Annotated in this window: 10 protein-coding genes and 1 pseudogene; 6 read left to right on the top strand and 5 right to left on the bottom strand. The window is 73.6% G+C overall.

Annotated elements, in window-relative coordinates; translation table 11 throughout:
• The first annotated feature begins 44 nt into the window (after window positions 1-44).
• A complete protein-coding gene (locus ACGH7X_RS22090; RefSeq protein WP_399887168.1) occupies window positions 45-485 on the top strand; it encodes an arsenate reductase ArsC in 441 nt (146 codons plus the stop codon).
• Window positions 486-663: 178 nt separating this feature from the next.
• Window positions 664-2,757 carry a SpoIIE family protein phosphatase gene (locus ACGH7X_RS22085; RefSeq protein ID WP_399887166.1) on the top strand — a complete coding sequence of 698 codons (2,094 nt, stop codon included), beginning with the start codon at window positions 664-666 and terminating at the stop codon, window positions 2,755-2,757.
• Window positions 2,758-2,769: 12 nt separating this feature from the next.
• Here the strand turns inward: ACGH7X_RS22085 and ACGH7X_RS22080 are convergent, their stop codons facing one another.
• The 3 genes and pseudogenes from ACGH7X_RS22080 to ACGH7X_RS22070 form a co-directional block, all read right to left on the bottom strand.
• A complete protein-coding gene (locus ACGH7X_RS22080) occupies window positions 2,770-8,058 on the bottom strand; it encodes a DNA repair ATPase (RefSeq protein ID WP_399887164.1) in 5,289 nt (1,762 codons plus the stop codon).
• Between the two features lie 84 nt (window positions 8,059-8,142).
• A pseudogene (locus ACGH7X_RS22075) lies at window positions 8,143-10,175 on the bottom strand (flotillin family protein).
• Window positions 10,176-10,593: 418 nt separating this feature from the next.
• Entirely contained in the window at window positions 10,594-11,061 is a 468-nt protein-coding gene (locus ACGH7X_RS22070; RefSeq protein WP_399887163.1) for a DUF4396 domain-containing protein, read from the bottom strand.
• A 250-nt stretch (window positions 11,062-11,311) separates the two neighbouring features.
• Between ACGH7X_RS22070 and ACGH7X_RS22065 the strand changes: the two genes are divergently transcribed.
• From ACGH7X_RS22065 to ACGH7X_RS22055, 3 genes are read left to right on the top strand one after another with little or no spacing between them, the layout of a single operon-like run.
• Entirely contained in the window at window positions 11,312-12,037 is a 726-nt protein-coding gene (locus ACGH7X_RS22065) for a hypothetical protein (RefSeq protein ID WP_399887161.1), read from the top strand.
• A 6-nt stretch (window positions 12,038-12,043) separates the two neighbouring features.
• Window positions 12,044-13,627 (top strand): hypothetical protein, encoded by a 1,584-nt coding sequence (locus ACGH7X_RS22060; protein WP_399887159.1) that lies wholly within the window; start codon window positions 12,044-12,046, stop codon window positions 13,625-13,627.
• Complete coding sequence (locus ACGH7X_RS22055; protein WP_399887157.1) at window positions 13,624-14,364, top strand: TIR domain-containing protein; 741 nt, start codon at window positions 13,624-13,626, stop codon at window positions 14,362-14,364. Before ACGH7X_RS22060 ends, ACGH7X_RS22055 begins: the two co-directional genes overlap by 4 nt.
• A 123-nt stretch (window positions 14,365-14,487) precedes the next feature.
• On the opposite strand, the gene ACGH7X_RS22050 is transcribed toward ACGH7X_RS22055, so the two are convergent.
• On the bottom strand, window positions 14,488-15,312 hold the full coding sequence (locus ACGH7X_RS22050) for a macro domain-containing protein (protein WP_399897235.1): 825 nt from the start codon (window positions 15,310-15,312) through the stop codon (window positions 14,488-14,490).
• 260 nt (window positions 15,313-15,572) lie between these two features.
• Here ACGH7X_RS22050 and ACGH7X_RS22045 point away from each other — a divergent pair, with 260 nt between their 5' ends.
• On the top strand, window positions 15,573-17,006 hold the full coding sequence (locus ACGH7X_RS22045; RefSeq protein WP_399887155.1) for a macro domain-containing protein: 1,434 nt from the start codon (window positions 15,573-15,575) through the stop codon (window positions 17,004-17,006).
• Window positions 17,007-17,278: 272 nt separating this feature from the next.
• Here ACGH7X_RS22045 and ACGH7X_RS22040 read toward each other — a convergent pair whose 3' ends face one another.
• Complete coding sequence (locus ACGH7X_RS22040; RefSeq protein WP_399897232.1) at window positions 17,279-18,679, bottom strand: ATP-binding protein; 1,401 nt, start codon at window positions 18,677-18,679, stop codon at window positions 17,279-17,281.
• Window positions 18,680-18,718 lie beyond the last annotated feature (39 nt).

The raw sequence follows: 18,718 nt of genomic DNA, 5'->3' as shown, positions 1-18,718 counted from the left end.
GCTGATACCAGCGGAGGCTGAAGTCATGGGCGGCACCTTCCGCCATGCGACGAGAGAGAACGATCACCGTGGCCGACAAGCCGTCCATCCTGTTCGTCTGCGTCCACAACGCCGGCCGCTCCCAGATGGCCGCCGGGTTCCTCCAGCACCTCGCGGGCGACCGCGTGGAGGTCCGTTCCGCCGGTTCCGTTCCCGGCGACCGGGTGAACCCGGCGGCCGTCGAGGTGATGAAGGAGGCCGGCGTCGACATCGCCGAGGCCCGGCCGAAGATCCTCACCCCCGAGGCCGTCCAGGCGTCCGACTACGTCATCACCATGGGCTGCGGTGACGCCTGCCCGGTCTTCCCCGGCAAGAAGTACCTCGACTGGGCCCTGGAGGACCCGGCCGGCCAGGGCGTGGCAGCCGTCCGCCCCATCCGGGACGAGATCAGAACCCGCGTCGAGGCCCTCGTCGCCGAGATCGACGCCGGGCGCCGCCGCACCTGACGCCGCCGGGACCGGCACCGGGCGCGGGGGCGTGACGCGGCGGTGACCGGCACCGGGCGCAGGGGCGCGACGCGGCGGTGATCGGCACCGGACGCGGCACGTGCCGCCCCGCCGGCCGAGTTGCCGGGCGGGGCCGATGCGAGAAGGTGAGGGGGGCGGCCCGGGAAGGGGGCGTGCGGTGACAGGCGATCCCATCGGCGACGCCGCGGTGCTCAACGCGCTGTTCGCCAACTCACCACAGGGTCTGTTCGTCTTCGACAGCGAGCAGAAGGTCACGCGCTACAACCCGGCCGGCCGGGGAGTGCGGAGGCTGGCCGCCGAGGAGGTCATCGGGCGGGGCGTCGGGGACTTCACCCCCGGCTTCGAGGCGGGTGAACTCCGGGACCTGATCGACGAGGTACTCGCGAGCGGCCGGCCGTTGCGGGGGCGGCTGGTGCGGGGGAAGTCGCCGTCCGACCCGCACCGCACCCTCTCGGTCGAGGTGTCCCTCTTCCCGCTGCACGACCTCGGCGACGGCAGGCCCGGGCTGGTGGGCGTGGTCGAGGACGTCACCGAGCGGCAGGCCTCGGCGGACCGGCTCGCCGTGCTCAGCAAGGTGCACGCGACCGTCGGCTCCACGCTGGAGGTGCGGGCCACGGGCGACGAGCTGGTACGGGCCCTGGTGCCCGACTTCGCCGACGCGGCGACCGTCGACCTGCTGGACGACGGTGTCACCGGGCCCGAACGCCCGCCCGGCCCCCCGCCGCCGGGGGTCGCGCTGCGCCGGGTGTCCTTCGCTCCCCCGACCGCCGAGGTGAGCCGGAGGGAGGGCGACAGCCGTCCGCTTCCCTTCCCCACCCCGTACACGCAGGTCCTCAACGACATGCGGGCCCGTCTGGTCCGGGTCTCGCCGGACGACCCCTGGCTGTCCGCCGACCCGGACCGCTTCGCGCCGCTGATCAGGACGGGCGTGCACTCCATGATCGTCGCCCCGCTCATGGCACGGAACACCGTCCTCGGGCTGCTGACCCTGTACCGGCACCGGACCGACCCCTTCGAGGAGGCCGATCTGGACGTGGCCAGGCAGGCGGCCTTCACCGCGTCCGTGCACGTGGACAACGCGCACAGCTACCGGCGCGAGCACACCGTGGCGTCCGCCCTTCAGCGCAGACTCCAGCCCGGCGCGATCCCCCGGCTCACGGCGGTGGAGACCGCCCACGTGTACCTGCCCGAGAGCGCGGGCGGCGACTGGTTCGACGTCGTGCCCCTCTCCGGTACGCGCGTCGCCCTCGTCGTCGGCGACGTCGCCGGCCACGGCATCGAGGCGGCGGCCACGATGGGTCAGCTCCGCCTGGCCCTGCGCACCCTCGCCCTCCAGGACCTGGAGACGGACGAGCTGCTGACCCGCCTGGACGAGGTCGCCTCCCAGCTCGCGGACGCCTCCGCGCCGGGTGCGGGCGCCCCGGTGGCGACCTGCGCGGTCACCGTCTACAACCCCGTCTCCCGGCACTGCACCATGGTCCGCGCGGGACACCCCGCCCCCGTCGTCATCGAACCCGACGGAGCGCCCCGCAACGTGGAGGTTCCGCAGGGGCCGCCGCTGGGGACGGGCGGCGGACACGTCTTCACCCCGGCCGTGCTCGAACTGGCCCCGGGCAGTCTCCTCGCCCTCTACACCAACGGCCTCGTCAGGGGCGACGGCGGCGACCGCGCGACCGCCGCCCGCCGGCTCGAGCACATCCTCGCCTCCACCACGCGGCCGTTGCAGGAACTGTGCGACACCGCCGTCTACCACATGGCGCCCTCCCGCCACGACGACGCCGTCCTCCTGCTCGCGCGCACCCACGCCCTGTCCCAGGAACACGTCGCGGACTGGACGCTGCCCGCCGACGCCTCCGTCGTCGGCACGGCACGCCGGCTCGTCGACCGGCAACTGGCCGCCTGGGGCCTCGACGAGGCGGCCTACACCACCGAACTCGTCGTCAGCGAACTCGTCACCAACGCCATCCGCTACGGCAAGGGCCCGGTGCGGCTGCGGCTCATCCACGACAGCGGCCGGCTGCTGACCGAGGTCACGGACGCCAACAGCGCGAGCCCCCACCTGCGCCGGGCCCGGGAGAGCGACGAGGGCGGCCGCGGCCTGTTCGTCGTCATGCGGCTCAGCACCCACTGGGGCGTCCGGCACAGCCGCCACGACAAGACCATCTGGTCCGAGCAGAACCTCGACGCGGGGCCGCCGGACCCGTCGGACCTGCTGGACGCGTTCGACCTGTCGGACGTGCCGGAACGGTGAACGCCCCCGTGATCACCGCTCCGTTCCGCCGTCGGCATGGCGGGCGTGCGGGTTGGCGAGCAGGTGGCGGGGGTCGGCGGCGCGGGTGATGGCGGACTCGACGGCGGCGACGCGGTCCGCGAGGAGACCGAGGGCGGCGACGGCACGCGTGAGGGGGTCGTCGCCCGGGCCGCCGAGGGTGCGGGCGCGGACGTGGGCGGTGCGCACCTCGGCCCAGCGGGCGGCCTCCTCGGGGGTGAGCGTGCCGCGCAGTTCGGCGAGCTTGAGGAGGTTGGCCTCGGCACCGTGGGTCAGGGTCTGCGCCTCGGCGGTGTAGTGGTCGTCGAGGACGGCGGCGCGCTCGGCGTCGTTCATGACGGGGCGCACGCGCTGGGCGATCTTGTTCATGTTGCGGTAGGAACCCTGGAGCCGGAAGGGCGGCTCCGTACGCGCGGCGTCCTCCTGGGCCGCGGAGGCGATGTATGCGGCGTTGACCGCCAGCACCGTCTCGCGGGCCGCGACGAGGTGGCGCAGGACGGACAGGACGCGCTCCAGCTCGGCCGGCGGATAGGCGTGGGCGAGGCGGTCGGCGCGGGCGGTGGGGTCCTGGGCGGCGAGGCGGACGAGCAGCTCCAGGTCGGCCCGGTCGCGGCCGGCGAGCGGGGCGAGGACCGGGTTCGCGGTGAGCGCGTTCTCCAGGAAGCTCAGCGCGAAGGCGTCCTCCTTGCCGGTCAGGACGTCGCCCAGGTTCCAGACGTCGGCCCGGTTGGCGAGCATGTCGGGGACGCGGAAGCGGGCGCCGGACTCGGTGTAGGGGTTGCCGGCCATGCAGACGGCGAAGCGTTTGCCGCGCAGGTCGTAGGTGCGGGGCCGGCCGTCCCACACGCCGTCGACGCGGCGGGTGGCGTCGCACAGCGGGATGAACTTCTGGAGGAGCTCCGGGGAGGTGTGCTGGATGTCGTCCAGGTAGAGGAGCGTGTTGTTCGCCGCCGCCAGCGCGAAGTTGATCTTCTCGATCTCCTGGCGTGCGGTGGCGTTCGGGGCGTCGGCCGGGTCGAGCGAGGTGACGGTGTGACCGAGCGCGGGGCCGCTGATCCTCACCAGCATCAGGCCGAGGCGGTCGGCGACGTACTCGACCAGGGTGGTCTTGCCGTAGCCGGGCGGGGAGAGGAGCAGCAGGAGGCCTCCGGTGTCGGTGCGCTTGCTCCCACCGGTGGCGCCGAGCTGTTTGGCCAGGCTGTCGCCGATGAGCGGGAGGTAGACCTCGTCCACGAGGCGGTTGCGGACGAAGGCGGACATGACCCGCAGGCGGTGGTCGTCCAGCCGCAGCCGGGCGCGCTCGGCCGCGACCAGCGCGGTGCGCCGCCGCTGGTAGGCGCGGAAGGCGGGTGCGTCCGTCGCGGCGAAGCGCGCGGTACGGGCGAGGAACTCGTCGAGGCGCAGCGCCAGTCGGCCACCGGTGACGCGCGGGTGCGAGCCCAGCAGCCCCTCCGCCGTGGCCGTGGGCGGGGCGTCGCCGTCGTAGCGGGTCAGGTCGGGGCAGAGTTCGGCGGCGACCGCCTCCGCCAGGTCACCGGGGGTCAGGTCGGTGCCGGTGGCGGCGGCGTACGACGAGATCCACGCCTCGGCGAGCTGCCGGCGCGCGGCCGGGTCGTCGAGCGCGGCCAGGTCCTCGTCGTAGGCCGGGGTGCCCACCGTGCGGCGGAACTTCTCCAGCAGCGTGCGCGTCCCCGCACCGAGGACGAAGCCCTCGGGGGCGGCGGTCAGTTCGTGGAAGAGGTACGAGGCGGCGGCGCGGGCGACCTCCTCGCCGGAGCCCGCCGACTCCTGCGGCGCTCCGGCCGTCCCGCTCGCGGCCACGACCGTCCCGACGGCCGGATGGGCTCTCCCCGCCGCCGGACCGGCCGGACCCGCAACCTCCACCCCGGGGCCCGCCGCCCCCACCGCCTCCACCAGCGGGACAGCCGACTCACCGGCCGGGCCCGCCGGGCCCCCCGAGCCGCCGGCCGCCGCTCGGCCGAGGCCCGCGACCGCGGCCGTACGAACCGTGGGGCCCGTGCGGCCTGTACCGCCCGTACGGCCCGTACGGCCCGCACGACCCGCACGACCCGCACGACCCGCACGACCCGTCGCAGCCTCCCCTGGACGGGACCACGCGCGGATGGCCTCCGCCAGTTCGGCCTCCAGATCCGCGATCGCGGTGGAGAGGCCGAAGGTGTCGCGGGCCCGGGCCAGGGACGCCGCGCGCCGTTGCCATGTCTGGCGCGCGTCGGGCGTGGTGCCGTGGGTCCAGAAGAGCTGGGCGGCGGCACGGGCGGCGGGCTCGTGGACGAGCGTCCCGGCCCTTTCGTGCAGGGGGAGCAGCGCGGTCAGGAGGATCGTCGCATCGTGGTCGTGCACGCCCCGCTCGTAGCCCTCGTCGTACGCCTCCTGCGCGGCCTCGCGGACCAGGGCGGGCAGGTCGTCGGCGGTGGCGAGGGCGTTCGCGCCGTGCTCGCGCAGCAGGCGGGCGGCGAGGTGTTCGGCGCGGTAGACCTCGGGCGACTCCGAGGGCAGGGAGCGGTCCCAGTAGGGGCTGGTGGCCGCGAAGCCGGGGTCGGTGACCGGCGCCCGGTAGTCGGTGCCGGTGAGGGCGAAGGCGAGTCCGTCGCCGTCGGGGACGAGGGTGAGGTCGAGGGGCTGGGTGTTGACGGCGAAGCGGTGGGCGCCCAGGCGCAGGGTGCGGCCGTCGTCGGCGTACAGGTCGGTGCGGTCGTGCAGGGCGCGGGCCGCCTCCTGGCGGGCCGACTTGAGGCGGCCGTCCAGTTCCTCCGCGCGGACGGTGTCGCCGAGGGCACGCAGTTCGTCGGCGGTGCGGCGGACCTTGGCCGGCATCGGGTCGGAGGCGAAGTAGGTGGTGACCGCGTCGGCGTCGGCGAGGCCGGCGCACCGCCGGGTGATCGTCTCCAGGATGCGGGCGGCGGAGGCGGCGAGTTGTTCGGCGCGGCGGGCGCGGGTGTCGTTGAGGGTCTGCTTGCGGGCGGCGAGCGCCTCGTAGATCTCGGCGCGTTTGTCGGCGAGTTCGCCGAGGAAGCCGTCGAACTCCGCGAAGCGGGACTCCAGGTCCTCCAGGCGGGCCAGCAGCCGCGCCAGTTGGTCGTCGCAGCGCTCGGGGGTGTCGGCGGCGGCGAGCGCGGCGGTGACCGCCTGGCCGAGCAGGGCAGTCTCGGCGGCGAACTCGGCGCGGCCCTCGTGGTCGAGGAGCGCGCGGCGGCGGGCGGCGAGGACGGCGCGGGCGCGGTTGACCCCGCCGAGGACCGCGGCGACGCGCTCCAGCAGGGAGGTGCGGACCGTGGCGTCGCCCATGTCGAGTTCGGCCACGACGTCGGTGACCGTGCGCAGTCCGTCGGCGAGTTCGTCGAGCCGGGCGGCGACCGGGCCCGCCTCGGCGACGGTGGTGACGGCCTCCGCGTCGGCGACGAGCCGCTCCACGTCCTCGCGCTGGGCGTCGAAGGCGTCCTCGCGGGCGAGGAAGGTCACCGCCCGCTGTCCGAGTTCGGCGAGGGCGTCCTCGGCCTCCTCGGCGAGGGCGTCGATGCCGGGGGCGTCGGCGTACCGCAACTCCTTGACGTTCAGCAGGTGACCGTGGGCGTGCCGGAGTTCGGTGAGGCCGCGTACCCAGGCGGCGGCCTCCTTGGGCGCCTCGCCGCGCAGCCGCCGGACCACGGCGGCGATCCGCTCGGCGGCCTCGTCGCGGGCCTCGGCCGCCCGCCGGGTAAGGTCTCGCACCGTCTCGAACTCGGCCAGTACCTGCTCGGCGGTCTCCCGTACGGCGGCCAGGGCGCCGGCCAGGTCGCCCAGATCCGTCTCGCCCAGCCAGTGGTGGCCGTCGGCCGCGCGCACGCAGGCCGCGGTCAGCGCCCGGTAGCCCTCGGCCGTGGTGATGCCCTCGCCGACGGCGCCCGCGACGGACAGACAGGCGGAGATGCCGCGCACGAGGTCGGCGTTGCCGACGCGGCCCAGCGGGCCGCTCCCGGTGGGCGCGGCGGCGGCGTGGGTGTCGGATACGTAGGGCGAGTGCCACAGCTGCACGGGATGCACCTGGGCCGGTTCGTCGCCGTCCGCGCGCAGCACGGCGAAGGTGCCGTCGCCGGAGAGCGCCCAGCCCCGGCAGGGCAGCGGGTTCGCGACCTCCTTGCGGATGGTGTTGTACGACAGCAGCAGGCCCCGGCTCTCGCCGCGCGCGTGGAAGGCGTACAGCACGTCCTCACCGTTCGGGGAGCGCACCTCCCGCTCGAACTCCAGCCCCTGCGCGTCGAGTTCGTACGCCTTGTGGGCGCCCGTGGCCAGGCAGTAGCCGCCGGGGAAGACGATGCCCTGGTCGTCGGGCAGGCGGCGGCAGGCCAGGCCGATGCCGTCCAGGCGGACCACCGACTTGGTGAGGGTGTTGAACACCAGGTGGCGGTCGGTGTCCTCCTTGTAGGGCCGTACGCGCAGCAGGATCAGGGCCCCGACCCGGGCGTGGGCGATGTCCGCGTCGGCCAGTGCCTGGAGGGGCTCGGCGACCGGCTCGCTGTGGATGCCCCGGTCCGTCTCGGTGTCGTCGTCCAGCTTGACGGTGAGGGTGCCGCCCACGGCGCTGACGTAGAACTCGCCCCGGACGGAAACGTGCGGGTGGCGGCCCAGGACGTGGTCCTCGCGACTCGCGCCGGTCCACTCGAAGTCGTGGGACGGGGGGAAGACGTCGTCACGCTCCCCCCGCGCGTCCAGGAACGCGGCCCGCCCGTCCTCGGTGAGCGTCCAGCGCAGGACGCGGATGTCGTCGGCCTTCTCGCCGGTGCGGAAGACGGCCAGCAGTCTGCCGTCGACGGGACGCAGCCGCAGCAGCCGGGCCTGCCGGTAGTAGCGGTGCAGGTCGGCGAACTCCCGCACGAAGGCCGGGTCGTCGAGCAGTCCGGGTACGGCAGAGTGGGGCAGCGGGTTCAGGTCGCGGTCGTAGAGCGTGAAGACGTCCGCCACCTCGGTCTGCGCGCGGTGGCCCGGGCGGCCGGTGGAGCCGAGGAGCAGGGTGTCGCCGACGGCGGCGATGTCGCACGGCACGCCCGGGTGCCCGGTGCGCAGCCGTTCGGTGCCGGCCAGTTCGAGCCGTGCCGACCCGAACTCCTCCACCCGGCGGGTGTTGAGGAGTTCGGCCCGGTGGGTGAGTTCGGCGCTCTGCGCCGCGAGCCGGTCGCGCAGCACCTCGTACGCGCCGGCGTCGGCGGAGTCGTGCGTCCCCGTCGTGTCCCTCGTACCCGTCGTGTCCCTCGTGCCCGTCGTAGCCGTCTCCGGAGCGGTGGCCATGAGCGGTTGGTCCTTCCAGGATGCGGGGTGCCGAAGCCGCCGACCCCCGTGCGGCAGCCTCGGCACCCGGTCTGTGGTGGCCGGTCAGACCCTGGTCGTGCCGTTCAGGGCGGTGAGCGGCGTGTCGGCGAGGCCCAGTTCACCCGCGCGGTCCAGGAGCCGCTGGACCTGCCCGGAGTCCGTGCCGCCCGACTTCATCAGCTTCATCAGCAGCGCGGAGACCGTCAGGTTCTGCACGTCGGCCGTGGAGAACGAGCCGAGTACGCGGGTCAGGTCGTCGGTGAAGCTCGACGAACCGTCCAGCCAGGGACCGGCCAGGGCCTGTGCGGTCTCGGAGTGCTTCACGAACCCGTCGACGCCCTTGCCGAGCGCGATCGAGGACATCAGGCGGTCGAAGAAGACCGTGTCGCCGCCCACGATGTCGATGTCGGCGTTCTCCAGGCCGGTGGCGAGCACCGTGGCCTGCGCCTCGGCGACCTGCCGCTGCACGTCGAGACCGGCGAGCCGGATGTCCTTCTCCGCCTCCAGGCGCAGCCGGTACTCCTCGTGGCCGCGCGAGGCGTCGTCCAGGGCGGCCATCGCCGCGGCCTTCTCGGTGAGCCCGGCGGCCTCCGCCTTCAGCTTGCGCCGATGGCCTCCGCCTCGGCGACGGCCTTGGCCCGCGCGCCCTCGGCCTCGGCACGCATCCGGGCCCCGGTCGCCTCCGCCTCGGCGCGGCCGGCCTTCTCGATGACCTCGGCCTCCTTGTCGCGGACCTGCACCGCGGCCAGTCCCGTCGCGGCGGCCTCGGCCTGGAGCCCCTCGGCCATCCGCAGCTTGGCCTGCGCGTCGAGGTCGGCGCTCTTCAACCGCGCCTCGGCCAGGGTGAGTTCCTCGGCGGCACGATGGGTGGCCGCCGCCTCCGCCGCCTCGGCGGCCTTGATGTCCTTGACCAGCCGCTCCTGCGCCTGGGCCTCGGCGGCGATGATCACGGTCTGCCGGTCCCGCTCGGCCTCCTCCACGGCGCGCAGCTTCTTGATGGACTCCTCCTGCTCGGCGACCGTACGGTCCACGGCGACGCGCTCGCGGATGACCTCGGCGATGTCCCGCTTCTCCGCCTCGACCTCCTTCTCGGCGGCGATCCGCGTCAGCTCGGTCTCCCGCTCGCGGCCGATGACCTCGAGCATGCGGTCCTTCTCGATGCGCTCGTTCTCCACGGCGATGACCCGCTCGCGGTTCTTCGCGGCGACCGCGACCTCACGGGCCTGGTTCTCGCGCTGCACACCGAGCTGCTCCTCCGTGCGCAGGAACGCCCCCTGCGACCGCAGCCGCTCCTCCTCCACCACCCGCGCCGTCTCGGCCTCCTCGCGGGCCCGGGTCGTGTCGATCTCGCGCTTCTGCTTGATCTCGGCGTCCGCCTGCCGGCGCTCCAGCTCCAGTACGGCCTCGCGGGCGTCGACGTTCTGCCGGGTGATCTCCTTCTCCTCCGTGCGCCGCGCCTCGTTGGTGCGTACGTGCTCCACGGCGGTCAGTTCGGTGATCTTCCGGATGCCCTGGGCGTCCAGGACGTTCGCCGGGTCCAGCTGGGTCAGCGGCGTCTGCTCGAGGTAGTCGATCGCCGCGTCCTCGAGGTGGTACCCGCTGAGGTCGACGCCGATGACCTCGATGATCCGGTACCGCAGCTCCTCGCGCTTGGTGTAGAGGTCGGTGAAGTCCAGCTGCTTGCCGACGGTCTTCAGCGCCTCGGAGAACTTCGCGTGGAACAGCTCCTGCAACGTGTCCCGGTCACTGGCGCGGGCCGTGCCGACCGCCTGGGCGACCTTGACGACGTCCTCGGCGGTCTTGTTGACCTTGACGAAGAACGAGATGCGGATGTCCGCGCGGATGTTGTCCCGGCAGATCAGCCCCTCCTTGCCGGCCCGCGTGATCTCGATCGTCTTCACCGAGATGTCCATCACCTCGGCCTTGTGCAGCACCGGCAGCACCACCTGACCCGTGAAGGTCACGTCCACCTTGCGCATCTTCGAGACGATCAGCGCCTTGCCCTGCTCCACCTTGCGGAAGAGCCGCGAGACGCCGAACAGCACGACGGCGACGAGGAGCAGACAGACGACGGCGAGGACACCGATGACTTCCATGAGGCGTACGTCCTTACGGCATGAGACGGCATGAGACGGCATGAGGCGGCACGAGACGGCACCAGACGACTGGGACGGCGGCCGTTCGATGTGGTGGGCCCGTCGGGCGGGCGAAGGCCGGTTCACGGCAGGCGGCGGCCGTGCCGAGGCCCCGGCCAGGGGCGAAGTGCGGTCGTCAGACGGCGTGGGCGGCGCGAGCGGCGCGGCCGGGTTCGTCCGGGCGGAGCCTGTGGAGCGGGCGGACGAAAGGACTGTTCGTCGTCATCGTCTGCCCCCCGTCTCCGCAGTGCTCCCCGTGCACCCATGATGCGTGAGGGTGCCACCTATGCGCATTGCCGGTTTCCGGAAGCGTTCACCGGTGCTTGAATGCCGGTGATCCGCCAAGTGGGCGCCGTACGGACCCGGTTCGGCGGGTGGATCAGTGGTGGGCGTGGGCGACGGCGTGGCCCTTGCCGCGGCCGATCATCCACTTGTTGACCGGCGTGGTGAGGACGAAGGCGACGGCGAGGCCACCGAGCAGGGCGGCCCAGAACAGGCCGTCCGACAGCTGGGCGTCCATCGCACCCGGCGTGAGGGCGACGATCCCGTTGTCGACCAGTTCCATCACCGCGATGGAGACGGTGTCGGCGGCCAGCGCGACCTTGACCGCGGACCTGAGGTCCAGGCCGGCCCGGACCACGCCGAACAGCGTGAAGGAGTAGCCGAAGACGAAGGCGAGGGCGATCGCCAGGGCCATGGTCGGCGCGTTGCCCCAGGCCAGGGCGGTGCCGATGACCATGCCGAGGATCTCGCCGACGGCACAGCCGGTCAGGCAGTGCAGGGTCGCCCGCGCCGCCGTTCCCCAGGACGCCGTGTGCGGGGCGGTGTGGTGAGCGGTGTCGTCCATGGCCTTCCCTTCCCGGTACGTGTGTCGGTCACACCGGAGGAACAATACCCCCCAGGGGTATATTCCAAGGCCCTTCGGCGTACCCGCGCCGCGCCATACCGGAAGCCGATCGGAAGCGCATCGGAACTGCAGAAATCTGGTTCCGGAAGCGCTGCCACTGGTCGGATCGGTCGATGCACAAGGCACATCGGCCCACTCGGGGCGCGTGCCGTATCCGCTCGGCCGGATACCGGCGGCAATGAGGTGACAGATGAGTAATACACGCGTCCCGCCCGGCGCGCGGGGTTCCTACCCCGCACCCGGGCTCGCACTCACGCCCGGTCAGGTACGCAACCAGGCCCTGACCGTGATCGCGATCCCGTTCGTCCTCATAGTCGTGCTGGCCGTCGTGCTCGCCACGACCGGCCGCGACGACGGAACCTCCTCCACCGACGGGCTCTACGGCAGCGGTGCGCTTCCGGACTGGGGGGCCGACGGCGCGGACGAGGGCACGACGGACGACGGGACCTCGGACGACGGGACCAACCCCGACGGCTCCGGCGGCCTGACCGGCGAGGACACCTACCCCTGGGACGACGGAACGACCGACGAGCCGACCGACGGCACGTACGACGACGGCACGTACGACGACCCCACGGACGACACGGCCACGGACGACACCTCCACCGACGACACGGCCACGGACGAGGACGGGCCCGAGGCGACCGTGACGGCGTACTTCGAGGCCATCAACAACCGCGACTTCGCGACGGCCTGGGAGCTTGGCGGCAAGAACTTCGACCAGGACTACGACCACTTCGTCGCCGGCTTCGAGACGACCCAGCGGGACGACGTCACCGTGACCGGCACGTCGGGCGACGACGTGTCGATCACGATCGTGGCCTGGGAGACCGACGGCACGCAGACGACGTACGAGGGCACCTACACGGTGAGCGACGGCGTCATCACCTCGGCCGACATGCGGGAAGGGAACTGAGCAGCCATGACCACCCACGCCGGCCCGCCGCCGCCGGACGCGACGAGCAACGCCACCCGCCTGCTGTGCGCGGGCACCTACCTCGACCCGGTCTACCGCAAGGCGGTCATCCGGGAGCTGCTGACCCACCGCTACCGGGTCGTGGCCCCTTCCTACGGCTACGACGCCGCGCCCGTGCTGGCGCACGCGCTCGCCGCCCACAACCTGCGCCGCAACCAGTTGATCGCCCTCGGGACGGGCGCCGTCCTCGTCGCCCTGCTGCTGGCCGCGGGGGTGCTCAACGGGCTCACCGCGGTCCTGTTCGTCTTCTGGATCGCCTGGGCGACGATGTTCCTGCGCCGGCTCGCCATCCTCCAGACCCTCGCCGAGCACCTCGCCCCGCCGGCCGACGACCGGCGGGGCTTCGACGGCGCCCACCCGGTGACCTCGCGCCTCACCCCGGAGCTGGTCGGCAAGATCAACCGGGAGCAGGCCTCCGACACGGTGTACTACGGCGGCTACAAGCCGTTCGTCGGCGCGGGCCACTCGATCAAGCGGTGGGCCAACGCGGAGCTGCTGCTCGGCGCCCCGAAGTCCCGGGGCGGCGCGCTCGGCCAGGGGCTGCTCAACGGGCACGTCCCCGCCCAGCACGGGCCGGCCGACGGAGCGGACGGCGCGGGCGAGCCGGGGCGGACCGAACGCAAGCCGATCATCCCCTTCACGGTCGAGGACATCACCGGCCGGGTCCGTGCGGAGATGCTCGCCGAACTGCGCGACAAGCCCGCGCCGAGCGACCGCATCCAGCTGCTCTCCGTCGACCGCCGCCGCTTCAGCAAGGCCGTACGCACCGCGGAGGGCTCCGACCCCGTCGCCGTGCTCCTCGACTCGCCCGACCCCGACCACACGGACGAGCACTGGCGGGAGGACTACGACGCCAGCCGCGAGTACCTGTGCATCCGGATCGGCGCCTGGCAACAGGAGCTGGTCACCTCGGTGTTCATCGGCTTCGACATCAAGGGCAGCACCCTGCACACCGAGTTCTACACCTACGTACTCGGTCCCGTGCCGGAGAGCTTCCACCTCGCCGACCGGCTGCCCGCCACGATCGACGGCAGGCTCATGGGCCGCATCGCCTGGGACGTGACCCGCAGCGCTCCCGGCGAACTCCTGCGGCTGATCGCCAACCCGCTGCGCGAGCGGCTGCCCAGCCGCTTCGGCACCGACACCGTCCGCAAGCTGGTCGGCCAGCCGGCCGACACCAGCGAGTTCCGGCTCGGCCGCTACGCCCTGACCGCCGTGGACTGCGGCGCCCTCACCAGTGTCCGCGAACTGGCGCCCAACCACGACTTCCACCACTTCTTCCAGGAGTCGGACACGATCAAGTACATCCAGATCATCGAGCGCCATCTGCTGCAGATCGTCGGCGACTTCCTGCGCGACCACGACGTCGACACCCGTGAGCACGAGGCGAACCAGACCAACATCCTCCAGCAGAACTTCGGCGCCAACAGCACCAACAACTTCGGCGGCAACCAGAGCGTCGGCAACACCGGCACCACCCAGACCTTCGGCAACAACTCCGGCGTCACCAGGGAGGCACGGCAGGCATGAGCGGCCAGCAGTTCCACGGCAACAGCTTCGGTCAGGGCGGCATCAACAACTTCGGCGGCAACCAGAGCGTCGGCAACAGCGACACCACCCAGACCTTCGGCGACAACTCCCCGGTCCACGCCCCGGCCCCGGCCCCGGGCGGACAGCCGTACGCCGGCGGGTGGCGGCCCGACGCGGCCGCGGTGCCCTCGGACGCCGACCGGGCGCGGAGCGTCTTCGTCGTCCACGGCCGCGACGACCAGGTGCGGCGCGAGATGTACGAGCTGCTGCGGCGGCTCGATCTGCGCCCCAAGGAGTGGGAGGACCTGGTCAGAGCGACCGGTCACGCCTCCCCCTTCCTCGGCGACGTGGTCGCGGGCGCCCCGGCGCAGGCCCAGGCGGCGCTCGTCCTGCTGACTCCGGACGACGTCGTCACGCTCCACCCGGACCTGCGAGGGCACCACGAGCCCGAGTACGAGACCCGGCCCGTGTGCCAGCCGCGCCCGAACGTCCTGATCGAGCTGGGCATGGTGCTGATGGCCTACCCCGAGCGCACGCTGATCGTCGAGGTCGGCGGCGTACGGCCGATCGCCGACATCGCGGGCCGCAACGTCATCCGCTTCGACGGCTCCGAAACGGCGCTGGGCAAGGTCGTGGAGCGGCTGAAGCTGGCGGGCTGCACGGTCAACGACACCGGCTCGGACTGGCGCCACACCTACCCGTTCCAGCACCTGTCCGCCTACCACCGCCGGCCGTAGTGGTCCGGCGGATCCCGCGCCGCTCGGGGGACCGGCGCAACCGGCCCCCGGGGCACGTCCCGTCACCACGGAACGCGCCCCGGGGGCCGGCGCCGTCCCCGGCCACCGCTCGGGCGGACCCGCCTACCCCGCGCTGCCCGAGCCGGCCGCCGCCAGCACCCCGAGGAACGCCGCGACCTCCGCCAGGTCGACCCGCTCCAGTTCGGCGGGCCGCAGCACGACCCGCAGTTCGCGGCAGATCACCCGTTCCCGGGAGTGGGTGATGAAGGAGAGCAGGATCAGGCGCAGCAGGCTCTCCTCGTCGAGCCCGTGCAGCCGGGACAGGCCCGAGCCGATCAACGGCACCGCCACCCGGTCCAGCTGCCCGTGCCGGTAAACGGCGTCCCACACCCGGCCGAGGCTGAGCCACAGGTCCTCCGTGCTCGACCGGGCCACGCAGTCGTTGCCGATCCGGCTGTACGCGACCCCGAAGACCAGCCGCGGCCGGCTGCCCAGCACCGCCACGGTACCGACCGGGTAGCGGTCGAGCTTGCCGTACGGCTTGTCCTCACGCGTCTCCCGGGCCACCGGCACGGCCGCGCGCAGAGCGGCGTCCAGCTCGTCGTCCAGCCGCCGCGCGTCACCGTCGTACCGGCGCTCCAGCAACTGCCCCTGCACGCTGGTGCCGCTGATGACGACGCCGTCGCGGACGTCGGTGTCGAAGGTGTCGCAGAACCCGACGACGAGGTGGGCGGACTCGTCGAAGAGGTCGCCCGGCCCGACCGTCACGGACATCCGGGGCCGCCCGAACTCCTGGCGCACGACCACCGTGGGCCGGCTGCGCACCAGGGCCCAGGCCAGACACAGCAGCACCGACGCCGCCGTCACCGGCGCCGGAGCGGGTATGGCCTCCGGCCACAGCTGCCCCACGAACTGGAGCACCGCCGACACCCCGCCGAAGGCCGCCATCACGCTGCCGACGAACAGCCTCCGGGTCCGCGCCCCGCCGAACGGGCCGCGCCGGCCGACCGCGCCCCGACGGGCCCCCGGCCCGCGTCGCCCGCCCCCGGGACTCAGCCGGCCGCCCCGCCGCGACGGACGTACGGCCGGAGGGGCCCCGCGCGAACCGACCGAATCCACAACTCCCCCAAACGGACAATTGATACGCTGCCGAAACCTCTCCCGCGACCACCGGGCGGGAGAGGGCGAAGCGAGTGGAGACCACTTGTATGGCGCGCATCCGTGTGAGCGTCCTGGGCCCGGCCAAGCTCGAAGTCGACGGTGTGCCCACCCGGTTGACGCCGCTGACGACACGGCTGCTGGTCCGCCTGGTGGCGGCGGAGGGCGAGCCCGTACCGGTCCGCCGGCTGCACCGGGACGTGTGGGCGGTCGACGGCGGGCAGCCGCACGCGGCCGTGCGGCACCGCAACGAGGTGCAAAAGCGCGTCCTCGAACTGCGCCGCGCCCTCGACGCCGCCCACCGCGGTGACGGCGCCCGGGTGCTGCGCACCGAGCAGCTGCTGGCCGCCCCGGCGCCCGAGACGGCGTACCGGCTGGTGCTCGAACCCGACGAGCTGGACTGCGCGGAGTTCACCGAGCTGGTCAACTCCGCGCTGCTCGCGGCCCCCGCGTCGGCCGCCGACCGGCTGGCCGCGGCGCTCGCCCTCGTCCGCGGCGCGCCGCTGGCCGAGGCCGGCGACGAGGACTTCGCACGGCCGCTGGTACGCCGGCTGACCGCGCTGCACGAGACGGCCCGCCGGCAGCTGATCCGCAGCCGCATGGACCTGGGCCGCCACGACCTCGCCCTGCCGGTCGCGGAGCGGATGGCCCGGGAGCGGCCGGACGACAGGGACGTCGCCGAGCTGCTCGGATCGCTGCGCACCCGGCTGCGGGAGCGGCACGGGAGGGAGCTGCTGCGGCAGCCGTTCCCCGGCGCCGGGGACCTCGTGGTGGTGCGCGGCGACCTGTTCGACCAGGAGGACGCCAACCTGGTGGTCGGGTTCACCGACACCTTCGACACCGCCACCGAGCAGGACCTGGTGATCAGCCGGGAGAGCGTCCAGGGGCAGCTGGTGGAGCGGCTGTTCGGCGGTGAGCGCAAGCTCCTTGACGACCGGATCCAGGCCGGTCTGCGGCCCTTCACCCCGCTGCGCACCGAACGCCCCCAGGACAAGCCGCGCGGCCGGCGCGTCCGCTATCCGCTCGGCACCACCGTCCCGCTGGCGGTGGACGGCCGCCGGGTCTTCGCCGTGGCCTACTCCCGCCTCGGCAACGACCTGGTCGCCCGCTCCGGTCCGGCCGATCTGCGGGCGAGCCTGGACACCCTCTGGCCGGCCGTCGCCCGGTACGGCATGTACAAGCCGGTCGCGATCCCGCTGATCGGCTCCGGACTCGCCCGGGTCGTGGAACTGGACCGCACCCAGCTGCTGCTCATGATCGTGGAGAGCTTCGCCGCCCACTGCCGCCGCGAGCCGACGACCGCCCCGGAGCTGCGCGTCGTGATCCGCCCGGCCGACCTGGAGCGGACCGACCTGTCGGCGCTCGGCGCCTATCTGCGCACCTCGCGGCGGCCGGGCACCAGCACCGACGTCGGCGCCGGCACCGGGAGCCAGGACACCGGAGCCGGCGCCGGCGACAGCGGTGGGGCGTACGGCCGCCGGTGACGTCGACATGCCCTAAGGGCACCAACGTTCCCGCTTCCGACACCACCGGCCCACCGCTTCCGAACCGCTTCCGGCCCGGACGGTGGCGGCGAGGGCCGCGCGCACGCCCACGCCGTGCGCGGGTACCCCGCACGCCCGCCGTCGTACACGCGACCCCGTGCCCGTGAGGGGCGGGTGGCCTCGCGCCCGCGCCCGCCGTTTCCGCGTACGTGGCGGTCCGGACCGTCCCTCACGCAAGCCCCTCGCCCGCGCTGGGCGCAGCCGGTCTCCCCTCACGTACGCCCGTCGTCCCCGTACCCCGCGTCGTATCCGGCGTCGTCCCCCGCGGGCACCGTGCCGACCGTGAAGCCGATCACCGACCCGCCCCCGTCCCGCCGGTAGGCGAACGGCGCGCCGCCGTGGGCCAGCGCCACCTCGCGCACGATGGACAGGCCGAGGCCCGAGCCGGGCTGGGAGCGGGCGCCGGCGGCGCGGTAGAAGCGGTCGAAGACCCGGGTCAGGTCGGCGTCGGAGATGCCCGGGCCGCGATCGAGGACCTCGACGCGGATGGCGCCGGGCAGCGCGGGTCCGGCGACGGCGACCTCGATGGGGCCGGTGCCGTCGGGGTCGAACTTCGCGGCGTTCTCGACCAGGTTGGAGATCGCCCGGGTCAGCAGGGCGGGCCGCCCCTCGGTCGCCGTCTCGCCGCAGACCCGTACGGCGATCTCCCGCCCGGTACGGCGCCGGGCCAGGGCCGCCACGTCGTGCGCGACGCCGGCCAGGTCGACCGGCTGCGGAGGCTCGCCCGCGGACTGCCCGGCCGCCAGCTCGACCAGTTCGTTCACCAGGTCCGTCAGCTCCCGGGCCTCCTGCCCCAGGTCCGCGACGAGTTCCTCGCGGGCGTCCGGCGGGAGTTCGTCGATCCGGCGCAGCAACGAGATGTTGGTCCGCAGCGAGGTCAGCGGCGTCCGCAGCTCGTGACCCGCGTCCTGGACCAGCCGCCGCTGGTCCTCCTCCGACTGGGCGAGGCGGCCCAGCATGAGGTCGAAGGCGCGGCCGAGCCGGCCCACCTCGTCGGGTCCGGTGACCGGGACCTGGACGCCGAGCCGGCGGGTGCGGGCGACGCTCTCGGCGGCGGAGGTGAGGACCACGAGCCGCCGGGTGATACGCCGGGCCAGCCACCAGCCGAACAGGCCCGCGGCGACCACCACCGCCGCCATCAGCAGCAGGGTCCGCCGCTGCAGGGCCCGCAGCAGGTCCTCGGTGTCACTGAACTCCTGCGCCACCTGCACCCCGCCCCGGCCGTCGCCGAGGGAGACCGTCGCGACCCGGAAGACGTCGTCGCCGACGTCGACGTCGTCGTGCTGCACCACCCGCCCGGCCGTTCTCGCGCCCGCGGTGCGCCGGTCGGCGTCGGTCACCGGCAGCCGCGGTTCGGCCGGGTCCAGGACCCCGCCGTCCGGCCCGAGGACCTGTACGTCGGTGCGGGCGGGGCGCACGATGTCGTGGCCGGGCGCGGAGGAGGAGAAGTCGGCGGGTGACAGCCGCTGTCTGCCCACCTCGGCCCGCAGGTCCCGCACGGCCTGCTCGAAGACGGACTCCTGGTCCACCCGCACCAGCCGGGCCGCCGCGTTGTAGGACAGTCCTCCGACGAGGACGGTGACGACGGCGGTGATCGTCGCGAAGGACACCATGAACGTCGTGCGCAGCGACAGCAGCCGGGGCCGGCGCCC

This window comes from Streptomyces sp. BBFR51, assembly GCF_044591655.1.
Taxonomy (GTDB): Bacteria; Actinomycetota; Actinomycetes; order Streptomycetales; family Streptomycetaceae; genus Streptomyces.
Note: the sequence above shows the minus strand (reverse complement) of the source record. Positions and strands in the feature narration are given on the sequence as shown.

Coding starts and splice junctions, on each gene's coding strand:
- ACGH7X_RS22055 (WP_399887157.1), top strand. CDS start 13,624: ATGAGCGGCCAGCAGTTCCACGGCAACAGCTTCGGTCAGGGCGGCATC.
- ACGH7X_RS22080 (WP_399887164.1), bottom strand. CDS start 8,058: ATGGCCACCGCTCCGGAGACGGCTACGACGGGCACGAGGGACACGACG.
- ACGH7X_RS22090 (WP_399887168.1), top strand. CDS start 45: ATGCGACGAGAGAGAACGATCACCGTGGCCGACAAGCCGTCCATCCTG.
- ACGH7X_RS22050 (WP_399897235.1), bottom strand. CDS start 15,312: ATGGCGGCCTTCGGCGGGGTGTCGGCGGTGCTCCAGTTCGTGGGGCAG.
- ACGH7X_RS22065 (WP_399887161.1), top strand. CDS start 11,312: ATGAGTAATACACGCGTCCCGCCCGGCGCGCGGGGTTCCTACCCCGCA.
- ACGH7X_RS22040 (WP_399897232.1), bottom strand. CDS start 18,679: ATGGTGTCCTTCGCGACGATCACCGCCGTCGTCACCGTCCTCGTCGGA.
- ACGH7X_RS22070 (WP_399887163.1), bottom strand. CDS start 11,061: ATGGACGACACCGCTCACCACACCGCCCCGCACACGGCGTCCTGGGGA.
- ACGH7X_RS22060 (WP_399887159.1), top strand. CDS start 12,044: ATGACCACCCACGCCGGCCCGCCGCCGCCGGACGCGACGAGCAACGCC.
- ACGH7X_RS22045 (WP_399887155.1), top strand. CDS start 15,573: ATGGCGCGCATCCGTGTGAGCGTCCTGGGCCCGGCCAAGCTCGAAGTC.